We start from the raw sequence: 15,271 nt of genomic DNA, 5'->3' as shown, positions 1-15,271 counted from the left end.
TGGCTTAGCTTTCCAGTGAGCGAGCCAGGCTGACGTAGCGGCTGCCCCGGTCGTGGATGGTCGACTGGACCAGATCGAGCTGATTATAGCCCCAGACAAGATCCGGGGCAGGCAGCCTGCTCGCGTCGAGCCGCTTGGCTCGCCGCAGCAGGGTCACGTGTGGCATGAAATGCGCGGGGCGCCCCGCGAGGCCGAATTCCTCCAGGGCATCCCATAGCCGCTTGTGCAGGACGCCGAGTGCCGCATCCGGCGCCTGCCCGCCCACCCAGACGATGCCCGGCCGTCGAAAGTGGCCCCAGGCGTCCAGCCGCCATTCTCCGGGAGTCACCGCCAGGCGGCACATCCAGTCCACCAGTTCGCTGGCCTGCTCATCGCCCACCTCGCCGAGGAAGGCCAGGGTCAGGTGCAGGCTCTCGTCCGGCATGCGCCGCCCACCGCAGCGGGCATGGGCGGCATCCGCCAGCGCTCCGAGCCGCTCGCGCAGATCGAGCGGCGGCACCAGCGCCAGAAACAGCCGCATACGCCTGTCAGTCGCCGATGACCATCACTGCCTCGGCCTCGAACTGGGCCCCCTTGGGCAGCGCCTTGACGCCCACCGCGGCGCGGGCCGGGTAGGGCTTGACGAAGACCTCCTCCATCACCTTGTTGACCACGGCGAAGTTGCCCAGGTCGACCAGGTAGAGGTTGAGCTTGACGATCTCGCCCAGAGAACCGGCGGCCTCCTCGCAGACGGCCTTCAGGTTGGTGAAGACCTGGCGGGCCTGGGCCTCGAAGTCGTCGGAGACCAGCTCCATGGTCGCCGGGTCCAGGGGGATCTGGCCGGAGAGGTAGACAGTGTTGCCGGCCTTGATGGCCTGGGAGTAAGGGCCGATGGCGGCGGGCGCCTGGTCGGTGTTGATCACGGCCTTGTTGCTCATGGTGTGCTCCGTTGGATTGGTGGTTGCTCGGGATAATCAAAAACGGCCCGGAGGCCCCACCGGGGCGCTGCCGGACCGGCTGGAAAGATTCAGTTGCCGAGTCGGGTGATACGCTCGACGTGGGGGAGGTTGCGCAGTCGCTTGATGATGCGCGCCAGGTGGACGCGGTTGCGCACCGATAGGGTCAGGTTCACGGTGACCATGCGGGCATCGCGCTCCTCGATGCCGATGCGCTCGATGTTGGCCTCGGCATCGGTGACCAGGCCGGCCAGTTCGGCCACCAGGCCGCGGCGGGTCTCCACCTCCAGGCGAAGCGCCACCGGGAAGTCCTCGGCGATGTCGTTGGACCACTCCAGGGCGAACAGCTTGTCCGGGTCGTTCCTGAGTTCGCCCAGGTTACGGCACTCGGCGCGGTGCACCACGATTCCCTTGCCTACCGAGAGGTGGCCGATGACCGGGTCGCCGGGCAGCGGGTGGCAGCAACGGGCGAACTTGATCACCATGCCTTCGGCCCCGCTGATCAGAATAGGGCCATGGGCGCGCGGTTCACCCTTGCCCGCGGGCGATTCGCCTTGCTGCAGGTCGAGCAGGCGGCGCGCCACCACGTGGGCGACCCGGGTGCCCAGGCCGATGGACTCCAGCAGGGCCTCATTGTTCTTCAGGCCAAGCTCGACCAGCAGGCCGCCTAGCGGCCCTTCGGGCAACTCCTCCAGGCTGGTCTCGAACTGCGCCAGTGACTTGTTGAGCAGCCGCCGGCCGAGCTGTACCGCCTCGGTATGCTGCTGGTGCTTGAGCGCGTGGCGAATCGCCGAGCGCGCCTTGGCGGTGGCCACGAAGTTGAGCCAGGCCAGGCTGGGCCGTGCCCCCGGGGCGGTAATGATGTCCAGGGTCTGGCCGCTCTCCAGGCGAGTGGAGAGCGGGGCCAGGTGACGATCGATGCGGCAGGCGATGGTGCCATTGCCGATATCGGTATGCACCGCATAGGCGAAGTCGATCACCGTGGCGCCCTGGGGCAGCTCCATGATGTCGCCCTTGGGAGTGAACACGTAGATATCGTCGGGGAATAGGTCGTTCTTGACGTGCTCGATGAACTCCAGCGAGTCGCCGGCATAGCGCTGCATCTCCAGCAGGCCCTTGATCCAGGAGCGGGCCCGGGCGTGGCTGCCCTCGGCAATGGGGTGCTGGGTCTGGCCGGCCTTGTAGAGCCAGTGGGCGGCGATACCGTTGTTGGCCATGGCTTCCATCTCGCGGGTGCGGATCTGCACCTCGATGGGCATGCCGTTGGAGCCGAACAGGGAGGTGTGCAGGCTCTGATAGCCGTTGGCCTTCGGGATAGCGATGTAGTCCTTGAATCGTCCGGGCACCGGTTTGTAGAGGTTGTGCACCACGCCGAGGATGCGGTAGCAGCTATCGACGTCCTCGGTGATGATGCGAAAACCGAACACGTCCATGATCTCTGCGAACGACTTGCTCTGGTCGCGCATCTTCTTGTAGATCGACAGCAGATGCTTCTGGCGGCCAATTACCGTGCCGGACAGCGCCTCGTCGTCGAGGCTCTGCTGCAGGGTGTTCTGGATCTGGCGGATCGCCGAGCGGCGGTGGCCCCGGGCGCTGGAGACGGCACGCTTGATGCGTTCGGCGCGCATCGGGTGCAGGGCCTGGAAGGAGAGGTCCTCGAGCTCCACGCGGATGGTGTTGATGCCCAGCCGGCTGGCGATGCGGGCGTAGATCTCCAGGGTCTCGCGGGCAATGCGGCGCTTCTTCTCGGGGCGCAGGGCCCCGAGGGTGCGCATGTTGTGCAGCCGGTCGGCCAGTTTGACGATGATCACCCGGATATCCCGCGACATCGCCAGCACCATCTTCTGGAAATTCTCGGCCTGGGCGACCGCCTTGTCCTCGAAGGCAATCTGCGTCAGCTTGGAGACCCCGTCCACCAGCTCCGCCACCGGCTTGCCGAACTGCTCGGCCAGCGCCTCCTTGCCGACCCCGGTGTCCTCGATCACGTCATGCAGCATGGCCGCCATCAGGCTCTGATGGTCCATGTGCATGTTGGCGAGGATATTGGCGACGGCGAGCGGGTGGGTGACGTAAGGCTCACCAGAGCGCCGGCGCTGGCCGTCGTGGGCCTGCTCGGCATAGTAGAAGGCGCGCTTGACCTGCTGGATCTCGCTCTGGGGAAGGTAGCCGCCGAGACGGTCGGCCAGGTCATCGATGGTGAACATGCGGCGCGCCCTGATTCCTGCGTGAGTGTCCTGGGAAGGATGACAGCGCCGAGGCGCCGTCGCGGATCACTCCTCGCCGGCGCCGCCGTAGTAGGGCTCGCGAACCGGGCGCACTGCGGCCTCCACCGGCTCGTCGAGAACGCTCGAGTCGACCAGGCCGGCGGCGATCTCGCGCAGGGCGACCACGGTGGGCTTGTCGTTCTCCCAGGGCACCAGGGCATCACGGGAGCCGCGGGCCAGCTGGCGCGCGCGCGCGGTGGAGATCATCACCAGCTTGAAGCGATTCTCGACATTTTCCAGACAATCTTCGACTGTGACTCGCGCCATGGGGTAGCCTTCCTGAAAGCTTGCGGGAATCCGGAGGAGCACACGCGGTGCGTGGACGAATCCCACTTATGGGTAGACCCGATAGGTTACTCGACGCCCGGTTACCGTGACAAGCGCTGCAGTGCAGCGCCTGTGAGGCTCAGGAGAGTAGCGCCTTCAGCAGCGGGGCGTGGGCCTGGCGGACACGCTCGCGATTCAGCCGCTGGGCGATCACCAGCGCCTGCAACTCGCGCAGGGCGGTGGTGAAGTCGTCGTTGATCACCAGGTAGTCGTACTCGTCGTGGTGGGACATCTCGTTTACCGCATCGCGCATGCGCCGTTCGATTACCGCGTGCTCGTCGGTGCCGCGGCTGGCCAGGCGGTGCTCCAGCTCGTCCCGGGAGGGGGGCAGGATGAAGATCGACACCGCATCGGGCAGCTGGCTGCGCACCTGGCGGGCGCCCTGCCAGTCGATCTCCAGGATCACATCCTGGCCGGCGTCCAGGGCGGCCTGCACCGTAGGGCGCGAGGTGCCGTAATAGTTGTCGAAGACTCGCGCGTGCTCGAAGAACTCGCCGCGCTCGATCATCGCCTCGAAGGCTGGCACGTCCACGAAGTGGTAGTTCACGCCGTCCACTTCGCCATTGCGGCGCTCGCGGGTGGTGTGCGACACCGAGACCTGAATGCCGTCGAGGCTCTCGATCAGCTCGCGTACCAGGCTGGTCTTCCCGGCGCCTGAGGGGGCGGAAACGATGAAGAGGGTACCCTGGGGCATGGTCGGCATCCCTGTGTGACAGCTGGATGAAGCGGCATGGGCCGAAGGAAAGCGCGCAGTATCGCACGAATTTACGCGGTGCTGCAGGCCTACTCGATGTTCCGGGTCCTCAGGTGCTGCGCTTGCTGCTTGAACTCAGGCACCCAGAAAGGCCAACACACCATCCGGCTTGGCCTCGGTGTTTTCCCGGAGCCGTTAGCTCCTCACGTCAAGCGGCAACACACCGGTCACGTCCGAGAACGACATGCGCATCTGCCAGGTACCTGACATGGGGAGCGCGGCCATGACGGCAAAGCTGTCACGGCCGGTCTGCTCGGCCGTCAGGTTGAGTGACATGTCATGGCCGGGCATGACGAAGGTGATCGGGACTCGCATGGCCTGCCGGGGAGGATTGCCGTCGGGCCCGCGCAGCTGGAAGGACAGCTGCGCTTGCCGCTCGGCATCGATGACGATGCTGCCCGCCACGCTCCACTGGTGCACGGTACCGGAGAAGCGGACCCCGCCGTTTTCTGCCCCTGACTCGGTGGGCATCGGGCCGTCGACCTGGAGTGTCGTCTCATCCCCTGCCATGAATGGTATGGCCATGAGCACGACCAGGACCAGCAAGCAGGGGATGCCCACGGCCAGGGCGATGAGACGGGCAGAGCGATCGGGCTTGCTGGGGTGCATCGGGTCATTCCTCCATCGGCATTCAAGGGCTATCGCCCCTCTCTCCGCGTATACAAGCCGCTTCACCATTGAGGGAAGCGGCATTTCTCCTCTGCCAGGGTAGCGGATTACAGCGTCATGAAGGGCGTGGCCTCGCCGTCACGGAACTGATAGACGTCCCAGTCGCCCTGCTTGGGCCCCGGCATGCCGGGGGTGCCGATGGGCATGCCGGCCAGGCCGATGCCGCGGGTGTCCGGGCGCTCCTCGAAGAGGGTCTCAACGGCCGCAAAGGGCACGTGCCCCTCGATGGCGTAGCCGCCCATCTGGATCGTATGGCAGGAGCCGAGTCCATAGGGCAGGCCGACGCGCTGCTTGATCTTGCCCACCTCGATATCGTCGACGAGTTTCACCTCGACCCCGCGGGCTTCGAGCTGGCGGGCGTACTCGTCGCAGCAGCCGCATTCAGGGTTCTTGAACATGGTCGCCGTCTCGGGCAGGGCGGCCTGGGCGGTACCCGCGCCCAGCAGCAGAGCGGCGGAGAGCATGAGAGTGGAGCCGAAGCGGTTCATGAGCGGGCCTCCGGAAGGTCGCGGGAAGTGCGGGGGGAAACGAACAGGTACTTGGCGAGGGCGGCGATGCCGAGGCCGAGCAGCGTCAGCATGGTGATGGGCATGATCCAGCCCAGCCAGGGCAGGCTGCCCATCAGTGCGAGACAGGTGTTCAACATGGGAAAATCTCCTGACGAACGTATTCGGGGTCGGGGAAGGCGCTGCCTTCCATGGCGGAGGTTCCGCCTGGCGTTCGGTCAGGCTCTGGGAGGGCGCCGCGGAGGCTGGGGACGGTGGGCGATCACGGCCTGCGCCGCGGCGAGGGCCGGGAAGCGAGGGGCGGCCGTGGGCAGGTCGATGGTAGGCGGCAGTGCCGCGCAGCTCGCGCAGCGGGGCTCTTCCGGCATGTCACCATCGAGCAACTGCACCGGCGCGACGAGTCCGCAGTCGGCCTGGTGGCTCTCCATGGCACCATGGCTCGACAGGCTGGTCACCGCCAGCAGCAACGCGAGGAGCAGTGCCAGCAGGCGGCCTCCTCGTGCGCTGTGCCCTGATGCGGTGACGGGTCGGGTCATGACGATGCCTCGTGGATGATGGGGTCAGGATGCCGCGTCGGCCTCGCGGCTGCCTTGATCCAGCGCAACTCTCCGAGCGGTTGATGGCGTGATGCGATCACTCATCGTGGCGGTGGCCATGGCGATGCACGAACAGATGCAGCCCCAGGCAGAGCCCCATCGGCAGGAGCAGCAGCCAGGTGCCGGCACCGAAGGGGTTGCCACGCCACAGCACGATCAGCATGGCCACCCCCATCAGCACCAGGCAGGTGGTCATCAGCCAGTGGTGACGGTTCATGTCGATTCTCCTTGCGGGTTCTCGCGGGTGAAGCGCCGCTTGAGCAGCAGCGAGTTGCCGATCACCGACAGGGAGCTCGCTGTCATGGCAATGACACCGATCATGGGGTGCAGCAGGCCCACGGCGGCGATGGGAATGGCCGCCACGTTGTAGGCGCTGGCCCAGATCAGGTTCTGCACGATCTTGCCGTAGGTGGCGCGGGAGAGGTGCATGGCGTCCACCACGGCGGTCAGCTCGCCACGCACCAGGGTCACGTCCGCCGCCTCGATGGCCACATCGGCACCGGCGCCGATGGCGATACCCACATTGGCCTGCTTCAGCGCCGCGGCGTCGTTGATGCCATCGCCGACCATGGCCACGTGGTTACCGTGCTGTTTCTGCAGGGCGCGAATGGCATCGACCTTGCCTTCGGGCAGCACACCGGCCTGGACCTCGTCGATGCCGACCTCGTCGGCCACGGCCCGCGCCGCACGCTCGTTGTCGCCGGTGATCATCACCACGTGCAGGCCGAGGTCGTGCATGCCGCGGATGGCCTCGACCGATTCCTCCTTGAGGGTGTCGGCCACGGCCACCAGCCCCAGGGCCTGGCCGTCGGCGGCAACGATCACCACGGTACGCCCCTTGCCCTCGAGCTCGCCCATGGCGCTATCCAAGGCGTCGAGGCCGGTCACGCCTTCCTCTTCCAGCAGGCGGCGATTGCCGATCAGCACGGTTTCGTTGCCGACCCTACCCGAGACGCCGCGGGCACCGGTGGAGCGAAACTCGCTGACCTCCTTGGGTTCGATGTCGCGTTCTCGTGCTCCCTCGACGATGGCCCGGGCGATGGGGTGCTCCGAGGCATTCTCGACGCTCGTCGCGAGGGTCAGCAGGCGCGTCTCCTCGACGCCCTCGGCGGTCACCGCCTCGGTGAGCTTCGGCTCGCCGCGGGTAATGGTCCCGGTCTTGTCGAGCACCATCACCTTGACGTCCTTGAAGGTCTGGATCGCCTCGCCGGAGCGGATCAGGATGCCGCGCTCGGCGCCGATGCCGGAGCCGACCATCAGCGCGGTGGGCGTGGCCAGGCCCAGGGCGCAGGGGCAGGCAATCACCAGCACGGCCACGGCGGCCAGTATCGCCAGCACCGGCGTGGCGGCCTCGGGATTCACCCAAGGCAGGAAGACGGCGCCCCAGTCGAGGATCGGGCGCAGGACGTCCGGCACCAGCAGCCACACGACCAGGCTGGCCAGGGCGATCAGCAGCACCGCCGGCACGAAGCGGCCGGTCATGCGGTCGGCGAACTCCTGGATCGGCACCCGCGAGCCCTGGGCCTGGTCGATCAGGCGGACGACCTGGGCGAGGAAGGTGTCACCGCCGACGCGGGTGGCCTTGACGCGCAGTCGACCCTCCTTGTTGATAGTGGCACCGATGACACTGTCGCCGGTGCTCTTGTAGACCGGGATCGACTCGCCGGTGGCGATGGACTCATCGAGATGGCTCTCGCCCTCGACCACCTCGCCGTCGGTGGGGATCTTGTCGCCGGGACGCACGATCATGATATCGCCGGGGGCCAGTTCCTTCACCGGCACCTCGACCTCCTCACCGTCGCGCTCCACCCTGGCCGTCTTGGCGCCCAGGGTCAGCAGGCGGCGGATGGCCTGGGAGGCGCGCCCCTTGGCCAGCGCCTCCAGATAACGGCCGAGCAGGTGGAAGGTCATGATGGTGGCGGCCATCTCGATGAACGAGGTCATCGGAGTAATGAAGCCGACCAGGCCGATCAGGTAGGGCGGCAGGCTGCCCATGGAGATCAGCACGTCCATGTTGAAGGTGCCGTTCTTCAGCGAGCGCCAGGTCGACCTGTGGGTGGCGATACCGCCATGGAGGAATACCACCGGAAACGCGAGCAGGGCGACGATGGCCAGGTAGCCGGGGATCGGCTGCCAAAACATGTGCGGGATCATCAGCAGCATGATCAGGGTGGTGGGCACGGCGGCGATGATCAGCCGCTTGCGGGCCTGGGCGAGGTAGGCCTCCTCGATCTCGGCATCACCCTCGCCGGTTTCCTGCTCCTCAGACTGCACCGCCGCCACGTCGTAGCCGGCTCCTTCCACCGCGCTCTTGAGTGCATCGCCACCGGGGCCATCGGCGGCGACGGTCACCGACACGCGGTGGCTGGCGATATTGGTGTCAATCGAATCGATACCCTCCAGCCGCTCCAGGGTGCTGCGGATGATGCCGGCGCAGTGGTCCGAGCCCATGCCCGGCACCGTCAGGCGAATCTGTGGCTTGCCGGCACCGCCGCTGACGGCGGCCACGTCATAGCCGGCGCCCTCGACGGCGGCCTTCAGGTTATCGCCATCGGGTCCGCCATCATCGAGGGTCACGCTGACATGGTGGTTGGCGATATTGGTCTGGATCTCGCCTACGCCATCGAGGCGCTCGAGCGTCTTTCGAACGATCCCGGCACAGTGGTCGCTGCCCATGCCGGGCACCGTCAGGGTGATCGTTCTGGACCTGGTGTCGCTCATGACGTGCCTCCTGCAGCTGTCGCCGAGTGGACGGCCATGGGGCCGTCCAGTTGCCTATTCACTGGCATCGCCGATCAGTGATGGGCGTCGTGGTCCTCGGGATCCACGTCGGCGGGTGCCGCCTGGCGGAGCTGCTCGCGCTGCTCATCGGTCATGAGGTCATGCATGGCGTTACGCATGCGCACCATCTCGGCCATCATCTCGCCATGCAACTCGGCCATCCGGCCATGCAGGGCCTGGACCTCCTCGGGATCGGGGCGTTCGCCGTGCATCTCGGCCATCAGGTCATCGCGCAGGTTCATCATCCGCCCCATGCGCTCAAACTGGGCGGGACGGTGCTCCTGCATCAGCTCGCGCATCTCGCTGCGCTGCTCGGGGTCGAGCGTCGACATCATGCCCATGCCCTCTCCCATCATCGGGCAGGGCATCATGCCGCCCATCATGCCGGAGCCCATGCCACCCTGGCCGCCGCCCATCATGCCGGAGCCCATGCCGCCCTGGCCGCCGCCCATCATGCCGGGGCCCATGCCGCCTTGGCCGCCGCCCATCATGCCGGAGCCCATGCCGCCCATCATGCCGGGGCCCATGCCACCCTGGCCGCCGCCCATCATGCCGGAGCCCATGCCGCCCTGGCCGCCGCCCATCATGCCGGGGCCCATGCCGCCTTGGCCGCCGCCCATCATGCCGGAGCCCATGCCGCCCATCATGCCGGGGCCCATGCCGCCCTGGCCGCCGCCCATCATGCCGGAGCCCATGCCGCCCTGGCCGCTGCCCATTTCCTGGGCGGCGGCCATGCCGGTGCCGGCGAGTCCGAGGGCCAGGGCCATGCCGAAGGCGGCTGTCTGCTTGTGAATGTTCATCTTTCAACTCCTTGGGGCTATAGGCCCCTGGTGGGGGTGGAGCCAAGGGCTCCGTGGACTGCTGGAGGTCTGGCCTGAGCGCCAGTGGCTCAGGCAGGAGTGCCTCGTCGAGAAGCGTCTCGACAGGGGCAGGGGAGCTCGCTCAGGAGCGGAAGCGCTGCGTCAGCAGGTAGAGGGGAATCGCGGGCCGAGAGGTGGGCCCGGGGTAGGCGTGGCCAAGTGGTGAGGTGAGGTGTGCAGACGGCCCCACGACGGATGCGATCATGGTCGGCGGGTCGGGTGTGGCATCCGGCGCCTCGCTCCGGGGCAGAACAGCCGAGGCGGGGCGCCAGGCCTGGTCGTGGTGGCAATGGGGCAAGTCGGCCGGGGTGAGCCAGGCCTCGGGCAGCGCCTGCTCGGAGGCGAATTCCGAAGCGGCTTGGGTCTGGTGATTGGCTGGGCTGGAGAATACCCAAGGATGAGCATGAACCTGGGACTGAGACGCGACCATCAGCAGAACCAGCATGAGCGCCATACCCAGCCAGAGCGGCAAGCCGCACGGGCCTGATCTTGCGCTGTTGCTGGGGGCGGGGGGACGCATGGCGTGGTGCTCGCTGTTTACTGCGGACTGTCCTAACCCTAAGTCCAGCGGAGCCAGCTGTCCATTGATGCATGTCATGAAATCCATGGCAGTAAACCTGTGTGCAGGGCTTAGGTTGCTGGCGTCCTGGAGGTCGTGGAATACTTCGTTCCCCACCGCTGCAATGGCTTCCTTGTTACCCCATGCGCCGTTCCTTCTGCTCCTGGTGGCTCTGCCTGACGATGGCCCTGGTGATGGCCATTGCTTCGCCCGTGGCGGCGATCGGGCACCACGGAGATACCGATTGCCTCGTCGGCCTGTTCGCTCCCGAGCAGACAGCATCCTGGGGCATGGCAGGCGCAGCCGACGTGGATGAAACGGACGCCACGGTGGCCTCACCTTGCTGCCTGCCCTGCGCTCAGTGCGCCGCAGCCATGGCCTCGGCGCCCGAGGCCTTCATCGGGCTGCCCGTGTCTCTGGCCGAGCCCGACCACGGCAGCCCGGTGGGCTCTCCTGCCCGCTTCGAACGTCCTCCTCGTCGCTGAACCTCACTCCCCCTGATGGCACCGCGGGTCCTGGATTCGTGGTGAGTGTGTTCATGTCACGAGGACAATCCAATGAAACGTCGCGACTTCCTGCGCTACTCAACCCTGGGCGGCCTGGCGCTGTCATCGGCCGGCTATATGGCCTTCGCCGCCTCTCGTCAGCATCTCCACACCTCGGCAGGTGGCCTGGCGCCCCTGCCTGAGGCCGGCCAGCCGCTGCAGCCCCTTCCGCGCATTACCAACCTGAGCGAAGCGACCGGCCGCTTTCGCAGCGCGCTGACCCCGGCCCCCCAGGCGGTGCCTTTGAGCGATGAGCTCGAGGCCAGGCTGTGGCTCTACAACGGCAAGGTGGCGCCGCTGATCGAGGTGCGCGAGGGCGATGAGCTGGATATCACCCTGATCAACGAGCTGGAGCAGGAGACCACCCTGCACTGGCACGGCGTTATGTTGCCCCAGGCGCAGGACGGCGCCCCCTGGGATGCCGTGGCGCCGGGCGATTCACGGCAGTACCGCTATACCTTCCCCGAGGGCAGCGCCGGCCTGCATTGGTTCCATCCGCACCCCCACCAGGGCACTGCCCGGCAGGTGGCCCACGGCCTGGCAGGTGCCCTGCTGGTGCATCCATCCCAGGATTCGCTGCCGGTTGAGGTCGAGGAGCATCTGCTGGTGGTCAGCGACCTGCGCCTGACTGCGGGTGGCGATATCGCGCCGCACACCGCCGAGGACTGGATGAACGGCCGCGAGGGCGAGCTGCTGCTGGTCAACGGCCAACGCGAGCCGCGCCTCGATGTCGCACCGGGTACCACCCTGCGCCTGCGTCTGATCAATGCTTGCGCCGGCCGCTACCTGAGCCTGCGCCTGGACGAGCACGAACTGTTCCTGATCGGCACCGATGGCGGGCTGATCGAGCAGCCGCAACCGCTCGAGGAGCTGTTGCTGATCCCGGGCGAGCGTGCCGACCTGCTGGTACGAGTGAGCGAGCAGGCCGACGGCCGCTTCCTGCTGGCCAGCCATCCTTACGAGCGGGGCTGGATGGGTGAGAGGCCGCCTCACCTCGACGACACCGCGCCGCTGCTGGCGATCCGCACGCTCACTGCAGGCGTGCAGCCCGCCGTCAGGCTGCCCGAGCGCCTGGGGCGCGTCGAGCCTCTGGGCGAGCCGGCGGTGCGTCGAAAGGTGGAGCTCACCGAGGTAATGCCGGGCCATGATGCGCATGGGACGGGGCATGGCGACGGTAGCGGCATGCCGGCGTCGTCGGCCGGTCATGGCGACCATGGTCGCATGTCGAATGCGTCGGATGGCCATGCCGCTCACGACAGCGCCCCGATGCCTCACGGCAGCGCTGGTCATGAGGTCCAGCATGGGAGGGGGCATGGGGCAGCCCAGGCCGGTCACGGAGGGGGCCACGGTATGCCCGAGATGGCCGACCGACCGGAGGTGGACTTCCTGATCAATGGCCGCGCCTTCGCCATGGACGAGATCCTGTTCGAAGGCCGAGTCGGCGAGGTGGAGGAGTGGGAGGTGTTCAACAACTCCCACATGGACCACCCTTTCCACGTGCATGGCACGCACTTCCAGGTGATCGCGGCCCGGGATGTCGACGGCGAGTGGCGAGACGCTCCGTGGTTGGCCTGGAAGGACACCGTCAACCTGGCGCCCTATCAGCGTCTCAGGCTTCGCATGGTGTTCCGCGAGCCCGGCGAATGGCTCTTCCACTGCCACATCATCGAGCACGAAGAGCTGGGGATGATGGCGACGATCCGCGTGAGCTGAAACTGCCTCGGGAGAGCGAGATGCTCCTATATCCCAATATCGACCCGGTGGCCATCAGTCTCGGTCCGTTCGCCATTCACTGGTATGGCCTGATTAACGTGGTCGGCTTCGTCGCCGCCTGGTGGCTGGGTCGCTGCCGGTCCCACCGCCGGGCTCTGATCGGCTGGTCGCGTCGTCAAGCCATGGCGCGATCATCAGTCGCGACCCAGAGGCACAAGCCGTGACCGGAATGAGGCGGAACGAGGAGGCAGTGGGGGCAATGCCACTGCCGGCCAAGCGGCGTCGACCCTGGCGCCGGTGGCTGCTGGTGATGGGCATCGCCCATCTGGTCGGGCTGGCCTCGTCTCTCGATGCGATGATGTCCAGCCGCACCTCTCAGGGCGCCGTGGCCTGGATCGTCTCCCTGAATACGGTGCCCTATGTGGCGGTGCCGGCCTACTGGGTGTTCGGGCGGACGAAGTTTCAAGGCTATGTGTCCTCTCGACGCGACGAGGATTCGGCCCTGGGGCAAGCGCTCGCCGACAAGTTGGCGGAGCTGCGCTCGCATGCGGTCTCGGCGGCACACTCGGACAAGCATCTGGTGGGCGTCGAGCAGCTGGCCAAGCTGCCGTTCCTGGGCGGGAATCATGTCGAGCTGCTGATCGACGGCGAGGCGACCTTCGAGAGCCTGTTTGCCGGCATCGAATCCGCCGAGCGCTACCTGCTGGTGCAGTTCTACATCGTGCGGGCCGACGAGGTGGGCCTCGCTCTCCAGGCGAGACTCATCGAGAAGGCCCGGGAGGGAGTGGAGGTCTACTTCCTCTACGATGAGATCGGCAGCTATGCGCTGCCGGGAAGTTATCTCCAGGGGCTGGAGGAGGCTGGGGTCCGAGTGCACCGCTTCCACTCCACGCGCGGGGTGGGGAATCGCTTCCAGCTCAACTTTCGCAATCACCGCAAGATCGTAGTGTCCGACGGTGCCCGAGCCTGGGTCGGAGGCTACAATATCGGCAACGAATACCTGCAGGGCCACTCGCGCATCGGCCCGTGGCGGGACACCCACCTGATGATCGAGGGGCCGGCGGCTCTGGCGCTGCAGCTGGTCTTTCTCGAGGACTGGCACTGGGCCACCGAGGAGTTGCCCGAACTGCCCTGGTTGCCTGTGGTGCCAAGTCACCATGGGTTGCCGGTGCTGATCCTGCCGACAGGCCCGGCAGACCGCTTCGAGACCGCCAGCCTGATGATCCAGCAGGCGATCCACGCTGCCCATGAGCGTATCTGGATCTCCAGCCCCTATTTCGTGCCCGACGAGGGGGTGCTGTCGATGCTCAAGCTGGCTGCCCTGAGCGGTGTGGATGTGCGGGTGCTGATCCCGGAGCGTCCGGACAACCTGCTGACCTACTTCGCTGCCTATGCCTTTCTGGACTCGCTGCTCGAGGCGGGGGTCGAAGTCTATCGCTACGAGGAAGGCTTCCTGCACGGCAAGGCCTTCCTGGTGGACGACATTGGCGCGGCGGTGGGCACCGTGAATCTCGACAACCGCTCCTTTCGCCTCAACTTCGAGGTGACGGCGATGGTGATGGACCCAGCTTTTGCAGCCGAAGTAGAAACGATGTTCGAGGACGACTTCGCCCGGTCGCGGCTCATGCGCCCCGGCGAGATCGAGGCGCAACCGCTTTGGCACCGGGTGGCGGCGCGGGGGGCCTATCTTCTGGCGCCGGTGCTTTGACCCGGGTCTCGCACCCGCCTCTTACTACTACCTGATTACGCACTTTGTACAGCTACGCTGGCGGGGCCTGGACTATGCTGAAAGGTAAGGGTTTCTCAGGAGATACCGTCATGGCTCGCAATCCTATCCAGTTCCAGTCCGGTCTGTCATTGCCGGCATTTCTCGACCAGTACGGCACCGAAGCGCAGTGCCGTGCGGCCCTGTTTCAGCATCGCTGGCCCACGGGGTTTGTTTGCCCCGACTGCGGCAACACCACCGGCTGCCAACTCGCGCGCGGGGTGTACCAGTGCCATCACTGCCACCATCAGACCTCGCTGACTGCCGGGACCATCTTCCACGCCACGCACCTGCCGCTCACCACCTGGTTTCTGGCCATCTACCTGCTGACCCAACGCAAGAATGGCCTCTCGGCGCTGCAGCTGTCCCGCGAGCTCGGCGTCAGCTACAACACCGCCTGGAAGCTCAAGCACAAGCTGCTGCAGGTCATGCATGAGCGCAACCAGGGCGAGACGCTCACCGGACGCATCGAGATCGATGATGCCTACCTCGGCGGTGAACGGCCGGGAAAGCGCGGGCGCGGCGCTGAGCACAAGTTCCCGTTCGTCGCCGCGGTGCAGACCGATGAGGAGGGCCATCCCCAGCGCGTCCAGCTGCGTCGCGTAAGCGGCTTTACCCGCGCCGAGGTGAGGCGCTATGCCCAGGTCGCCATCGCGCCTGGCAGTCGGGTGGTCAGCGATGGCCTGGGGTGTTTCCGGGTCTTCGATACCCCGGCCTACACCCATGAGCGCTTCATCACTGGCGGTGGCCGTGCCAGTGCGCAGATCCCCGCCTTCAACTGGGTCAACACCGTGCTGGGCAACGTCAAGAACGCCATCACCGGCAGCTACCATGCCATCCGTGGACAACATGTGCCGCGCTATCTGGCTGAGTTCGAGTACCGCTTCAATCGGCGCTATGACCTCACGGCCATGATTCCGCGCTTTCTGACGGTGGCGGCCAGAACACCGCCGATGCCTTACCGGCTCCTGAAGCTGGCTGAGCCATATACGTAATC

The 15,271-nt window shown here is 66.6% G+C and carries 17 protein-coding genes and 1 pseudogene; 5 read left to right on the top strand and 13 right to left on the bottom strand.

Features of this window, described 5'->3' with window-relative positions:
- Positions 1–4 precede the first annotated feature (4 nt).
- The 13 genes from thpR to ACM26W_RS19270 all read right to left on the bottom strand — a co-directional run bounded on the left by thpR (position 5) and on the right by ACM26W_RS19270 (position 10,137).
- Complete coding sequence (gene thpR, locus ACM26W_RS19330; protein WP_416138582.1) at positions 5–520, bottom strand: RNA 2',3'-cyclic phosphodiesterase; 516 nt, start codon at positions 518–520, stop codon at positions 5–7.
- Positions 521–527: 7 nt separating this feature from the next.
- Positions 528–917: a RidA family protein gene (locus ACM26W_RS19325; protein ID WP_416138581.1), complete on the bottom strand. Its 390-nt coding sequence runs from the start codon at positions 915–917 to the stop codon at positions 528–530.
- Positions 918–1,006: 89 nt separating this feature from the next.
- On the bottom strand, positions 1,007–3,139 hold the full coding sequence (locus ACM26W_RS19320; RefSeq protein WP_416138580.1) for a RelA/SpoT family protein: 2,133 nt from the start codon (positions 3,137–3,139) through the stop codon (positions 1,007–1,009).
- 66 nt (positions 3,140–3,205) lie between these two features.
- Positions 3,206–3,466: a DNA-directed RNA polymerase subunit omega gene (gene rpoZ / locus ACM26W_RS19315; RefSeq protein WP_416138579.1), complete on the bottom strand. Its 261-nt coding sequence runs from the start codon at positions 3,464–3,466 to the stop codon at positions 3,206–3,208.
- Positions 3,467–3,605: 139 nt separating this feature from the next.
- Positions 3,606–4,220 carry a guanylate kinase gene (gene gmk / locus ACM26W_RS19310; protein ID WP_416138578.1) on the bottom strand — a complete coding sequence of 205 codons (615 nt, stop codon included), beginning with the start codon at positions 4,218–4,220 and terminating at the stop codon, positions 3,606–3,608.
- A 195-nt stretch (positions 4,221–4,415) separates the two neighbouring features.
- Positions 4,416–4,889, bottom strand: a complete 474-nt coding sequence (locus ACM26W_RS19305; RefSeq protein ID WP_416138577.1) for a hypothetical protein — start codon at positions 4,887–4,889, stop codon at positions 4,416–4,418.
- Positions 4,890–4,996: 107 nt separating this feature from the next.
- The gene (locus ACM26W_RS19300) at positions 4,997–5,437 is read right to left on the bottom strand and encodes a DUF411 domain-containing protein (protein WP_416138576.1); all 441 of its coding nucleotides are present in this window, start codon (positions 5,435–5,437) and stop codon (positions 4,997–4,999) included.
- The gene (locus tag ACM26W_RS19295; RefSeq protein ID WP_416138575.1) at positions 5,434–5,595 is read right to left on the bottom strand and encodes a hypothetical protein; all 162 of its coding nucleotides are present in this window, start codon (positions 5,593–5,595) and stop codon (positions 5,434–5,436) included. Before ACM26W_RS19295 ends, ACM26W_RS19300 begins: the two co-directional genes overlap by 4 nt.
- A 78-nt stretch (positions 5,596–5,673) precedes the next feature.
- The gene (locus tag ACM26W_RS19290) at positions 5,674–5,991 is read right to left on the bottom strand and encodes a hypothetical protein (protein WP_416138574.1); all 318 of its coding nucleotides are present in this window, start codon (positions 5,989–5,991) and stop codon (positions 5,674–5,676) included.
- Between the two features lie 97 nt (positions 5,992–6,088).
- Positions 6,089–6,268: a hypothetical protein gene (locus ACM26W_RS19285; RefSeq protein ID WP_416138573.1), complete on the bottom strand. Its 180-nt coding sequence runs from the start codon at positions 6,266–6,268 to the stop codon at positions 6,089–6,091.
- A complete protein-coding gene (locus ACM26W_RS19280) occupies positions 6,265–8,772 on the bottom strand; it encodes a heavy metal translocating P-type ATPase (RefSeq protein WP_416138572.1) in 2,508 nt (835 codons plus the stop codon). The genes ACM26W_RS19285 and ACM26W_RS19280 overlap by 4 nt, the downstream gene beginning before the upstream one ends.
- A 74-nt stretch (positions 8,773–8,846) precedes the next feature.
- Complete coding sequence (locus ACM26W_RS19275; RefSeq protein WP_416138571.1) at positions 8,847–9,632, bottom strand: Spy/CpxP family protein refolding chaperone; 786 nt, start codon at positions 9,630–9,632, stop codon at positions 8,847–8,849.
- 142 nt (positions 9,633–9,774) lie between these two features.
- The gene (locus tag ACM26W_RS19270; protein WP_416138570.1) at positions 9,775–10,137 is read right to left on the bottom strand and encodes a hypothetical protein; all 363 of its coding nucleotides are present in this window, start codon (positions 10,135–10,137) and stop codon (positions 9,775–9,777) included.
- Between the two features lie 257 nt (positions 10,138–10,394).
- Here ACM26W_RS19270 and ACM26W_RS19265 point away from each other — a divergent pair, with 257 nt between their 5' ends.
- The 5 genes and pseudogenes from ACM26W_RS19265 (at position 10,395) to ACM26W_RS19245 (ending at position 15,269) form a co-directional block, all read left to right on the top strand.
- Positions 10,395–10,736: a hypothetical protein gene (locus tag ACM26W_RS19265; RefSeq protein ID WP_416138569.1), complete on the top strand. Its 342-nt coding sequence runs from the start codon at positions 10,395–10,397 to the stop codon at positions 10,734–10,736.
- Positions 10,737–10,808: 72 nt separating this feature from the next.
- Positions 10,809–12,509 (top strand): multicopper oxidase family protein, encoded by a 1,701-nt coding sequence (locus ACM26W_RS19260; protein WP_416138568.1) that lies wholly within the window; start codon positions 10,809–10,811, stop codon positions 12,507–12,509.
- A gap of 20 nt (positions 12,510–12,529) precedes the next feature.
- Positions 12,530–12,673, top strand: a pseudogene (locus tag ACM26W_RS19255) (prolipoprotein diacylglyceryl transferase family protein); the annotation flags it as partial.
- A gap of 95 nt (positions 12,674–12,768) precedes the next feature.
- Positions 12,769–14,217 carry a cardiolipin synthase gene (gene cls / locus ACM26W_RS19250; protein WP_416138567.1) on the top strand — a complete coding sequence of 483 codons (1,449 nt, stop codon included), beginning with the start codon at positions 12,769–12,771 and terminating at the stop codon, positions 14,215–14,217.
- Positions 14,218–14,327: 110 nt separating this feature from the next.
- Complete coding sequence (locus ACM26W_RS19245) at positions 14,328–15,269, top strand: IS1595 family transposase (protein WP_416137616.1); 942 nt, start codon at positions 14,328–14,330, stop codon at positions 15,267–15,269.
- The last annotated feature ends 2 nt before the right edge of the window (positions 15,270–15,271 follow it).

Origin of the sequence: Halomonas sp. HK25 (genome assembly GCF_047795635.1) — a bacterium.
Classification (GTDB): Bacteria; Pseudomonadota; Gammaproteobacteria; order Pseudomonadales; family Halomonadaceae; genus Halomonas.
Note: the sequence above shows the minus strand (reverse complement) of the source record. Positions and strands in the feature narration are given on the sequence as shown.

Bases quoted from the DNA above. Each gene is read 5' to 3' on its own strand.
- thpR (WP_416138582.1), bottom strand. From the start codon at position 520: ATGCGGCTGTTTCTGGCGCTGGTGCCGCCGCTCGATCTGCGCGAGCGG.
- ACM26W_RS19325 (WP_416138581.1), bottom strand. From the start codon at position 917: ATGAGCAACAAGGCCGTGATCAACACCGACCAGGCGCCCGCCGCCATC.
- ACM26W_RS19320 (WP_416138580.1), bottom strand. From the start codon at position 3,139: ATGTTCACCATCGATGACCTGGCCGACCGTCTCGGCGGCTACCTTCCC.
- rpoZ (WP_416138579.1), bottom strand. From the start codon at position 3,466: ATGGCGCGAGTCACAGTCGAAGATTGTCTGGAAAATGTCGAGAATCGC.
- gmk (WP_416138578.1), bottom strand. From the start codon at position 4,220: ATGCCCCAGGGTACCCTCTTCATCGTTTCCGCCCCCTCAGGCGCCGGG.
- ACM26W_RS19305 (WP_416138577.1), bottom strand. From the start codon at position 4,889: ATGCACCCCAGCAAGCCCGATCGCTCTGCCCGTCTCATCGCCCTGGCC.
- ACM26W_RS19300 (WP_416138576.1), bottom strand. From the start codon at position 5,437: ATGAACCGCTTCGGCTCCACTCTCATGCTCTCCGCCGCTCTGCTGCTG.
- ACM26W_RS19295 (WP_416138575.1), bottom strand. From the start codon at position 5,595: ATGTTGAACACCTGTCTCGCACTGATGGGCAGCCTGCCCTGGCTGGGC.
- ACM26W_RS19290 (WP_416138574.1), bottom strand. From the start codon at position 5,991: ATGACCCGACCCGTCACCGCATCAGGGCACAGCGCACGAGGAGGCCGC.
- ACM26W_RS19285 (WP_416138573.1), bottom strand. From the start codon at position 6,268: ATGAACCGTCACCACTGGCTGATGACCACCTGCCTGGTGCTGATGGGG.
- ACM26W_RS19280 (WP_416138572.1), bottom strand. From the start codon at position 8,772: ATGAGCGACACCAGGTCCAGAACGATCACCCTGACGGTGCCCGGCATG.
- ACM26W_RS19275 (WP_416138571.1), bottom strand. From the start codon at position 9,632: ATGAACATTCACAAGCAGACAGCCGCCTTCGGCATGGCCCTGGCCCTC.
- ACM26W_RS19270 (WP_416138570.1), bottom strand. From the start codon at position 10,137: ATGCTGGTTCTGCTGATGGTCGCGTCTCAGTCCCAGGTTCATGCTCAT.
- ACM26W_RS19265 (WP_416138569.1), top strand. From the start codon at position 10,395: ATGCGCCGTTCCTTCTGCTCCTGGTGGCTCTGCCTGACGATGGCCCTG.
- ACM26W_RS19260 (WP_416138568.1), top strand. From the start codon at position 10,809: ATGAAACGTCGCGACTTCCTGCGCTACTCAACCCTGGGCGGCCTGGCG.
- cls (WP_416138567.1), top strand. From the start codon at position 12,769: ATGCCACTGCCGGCCAAGCGGCGTCGACCCTGGCGCCGGTGGCTGCTG.
- ACM26W_RS19245 (WP_416137616.1), top strand. From the start codon at position 14,328: ATGGCTCGCAATCCTATCCAGTTCCAGTCCGGTCTGTCATTGCCGGCA.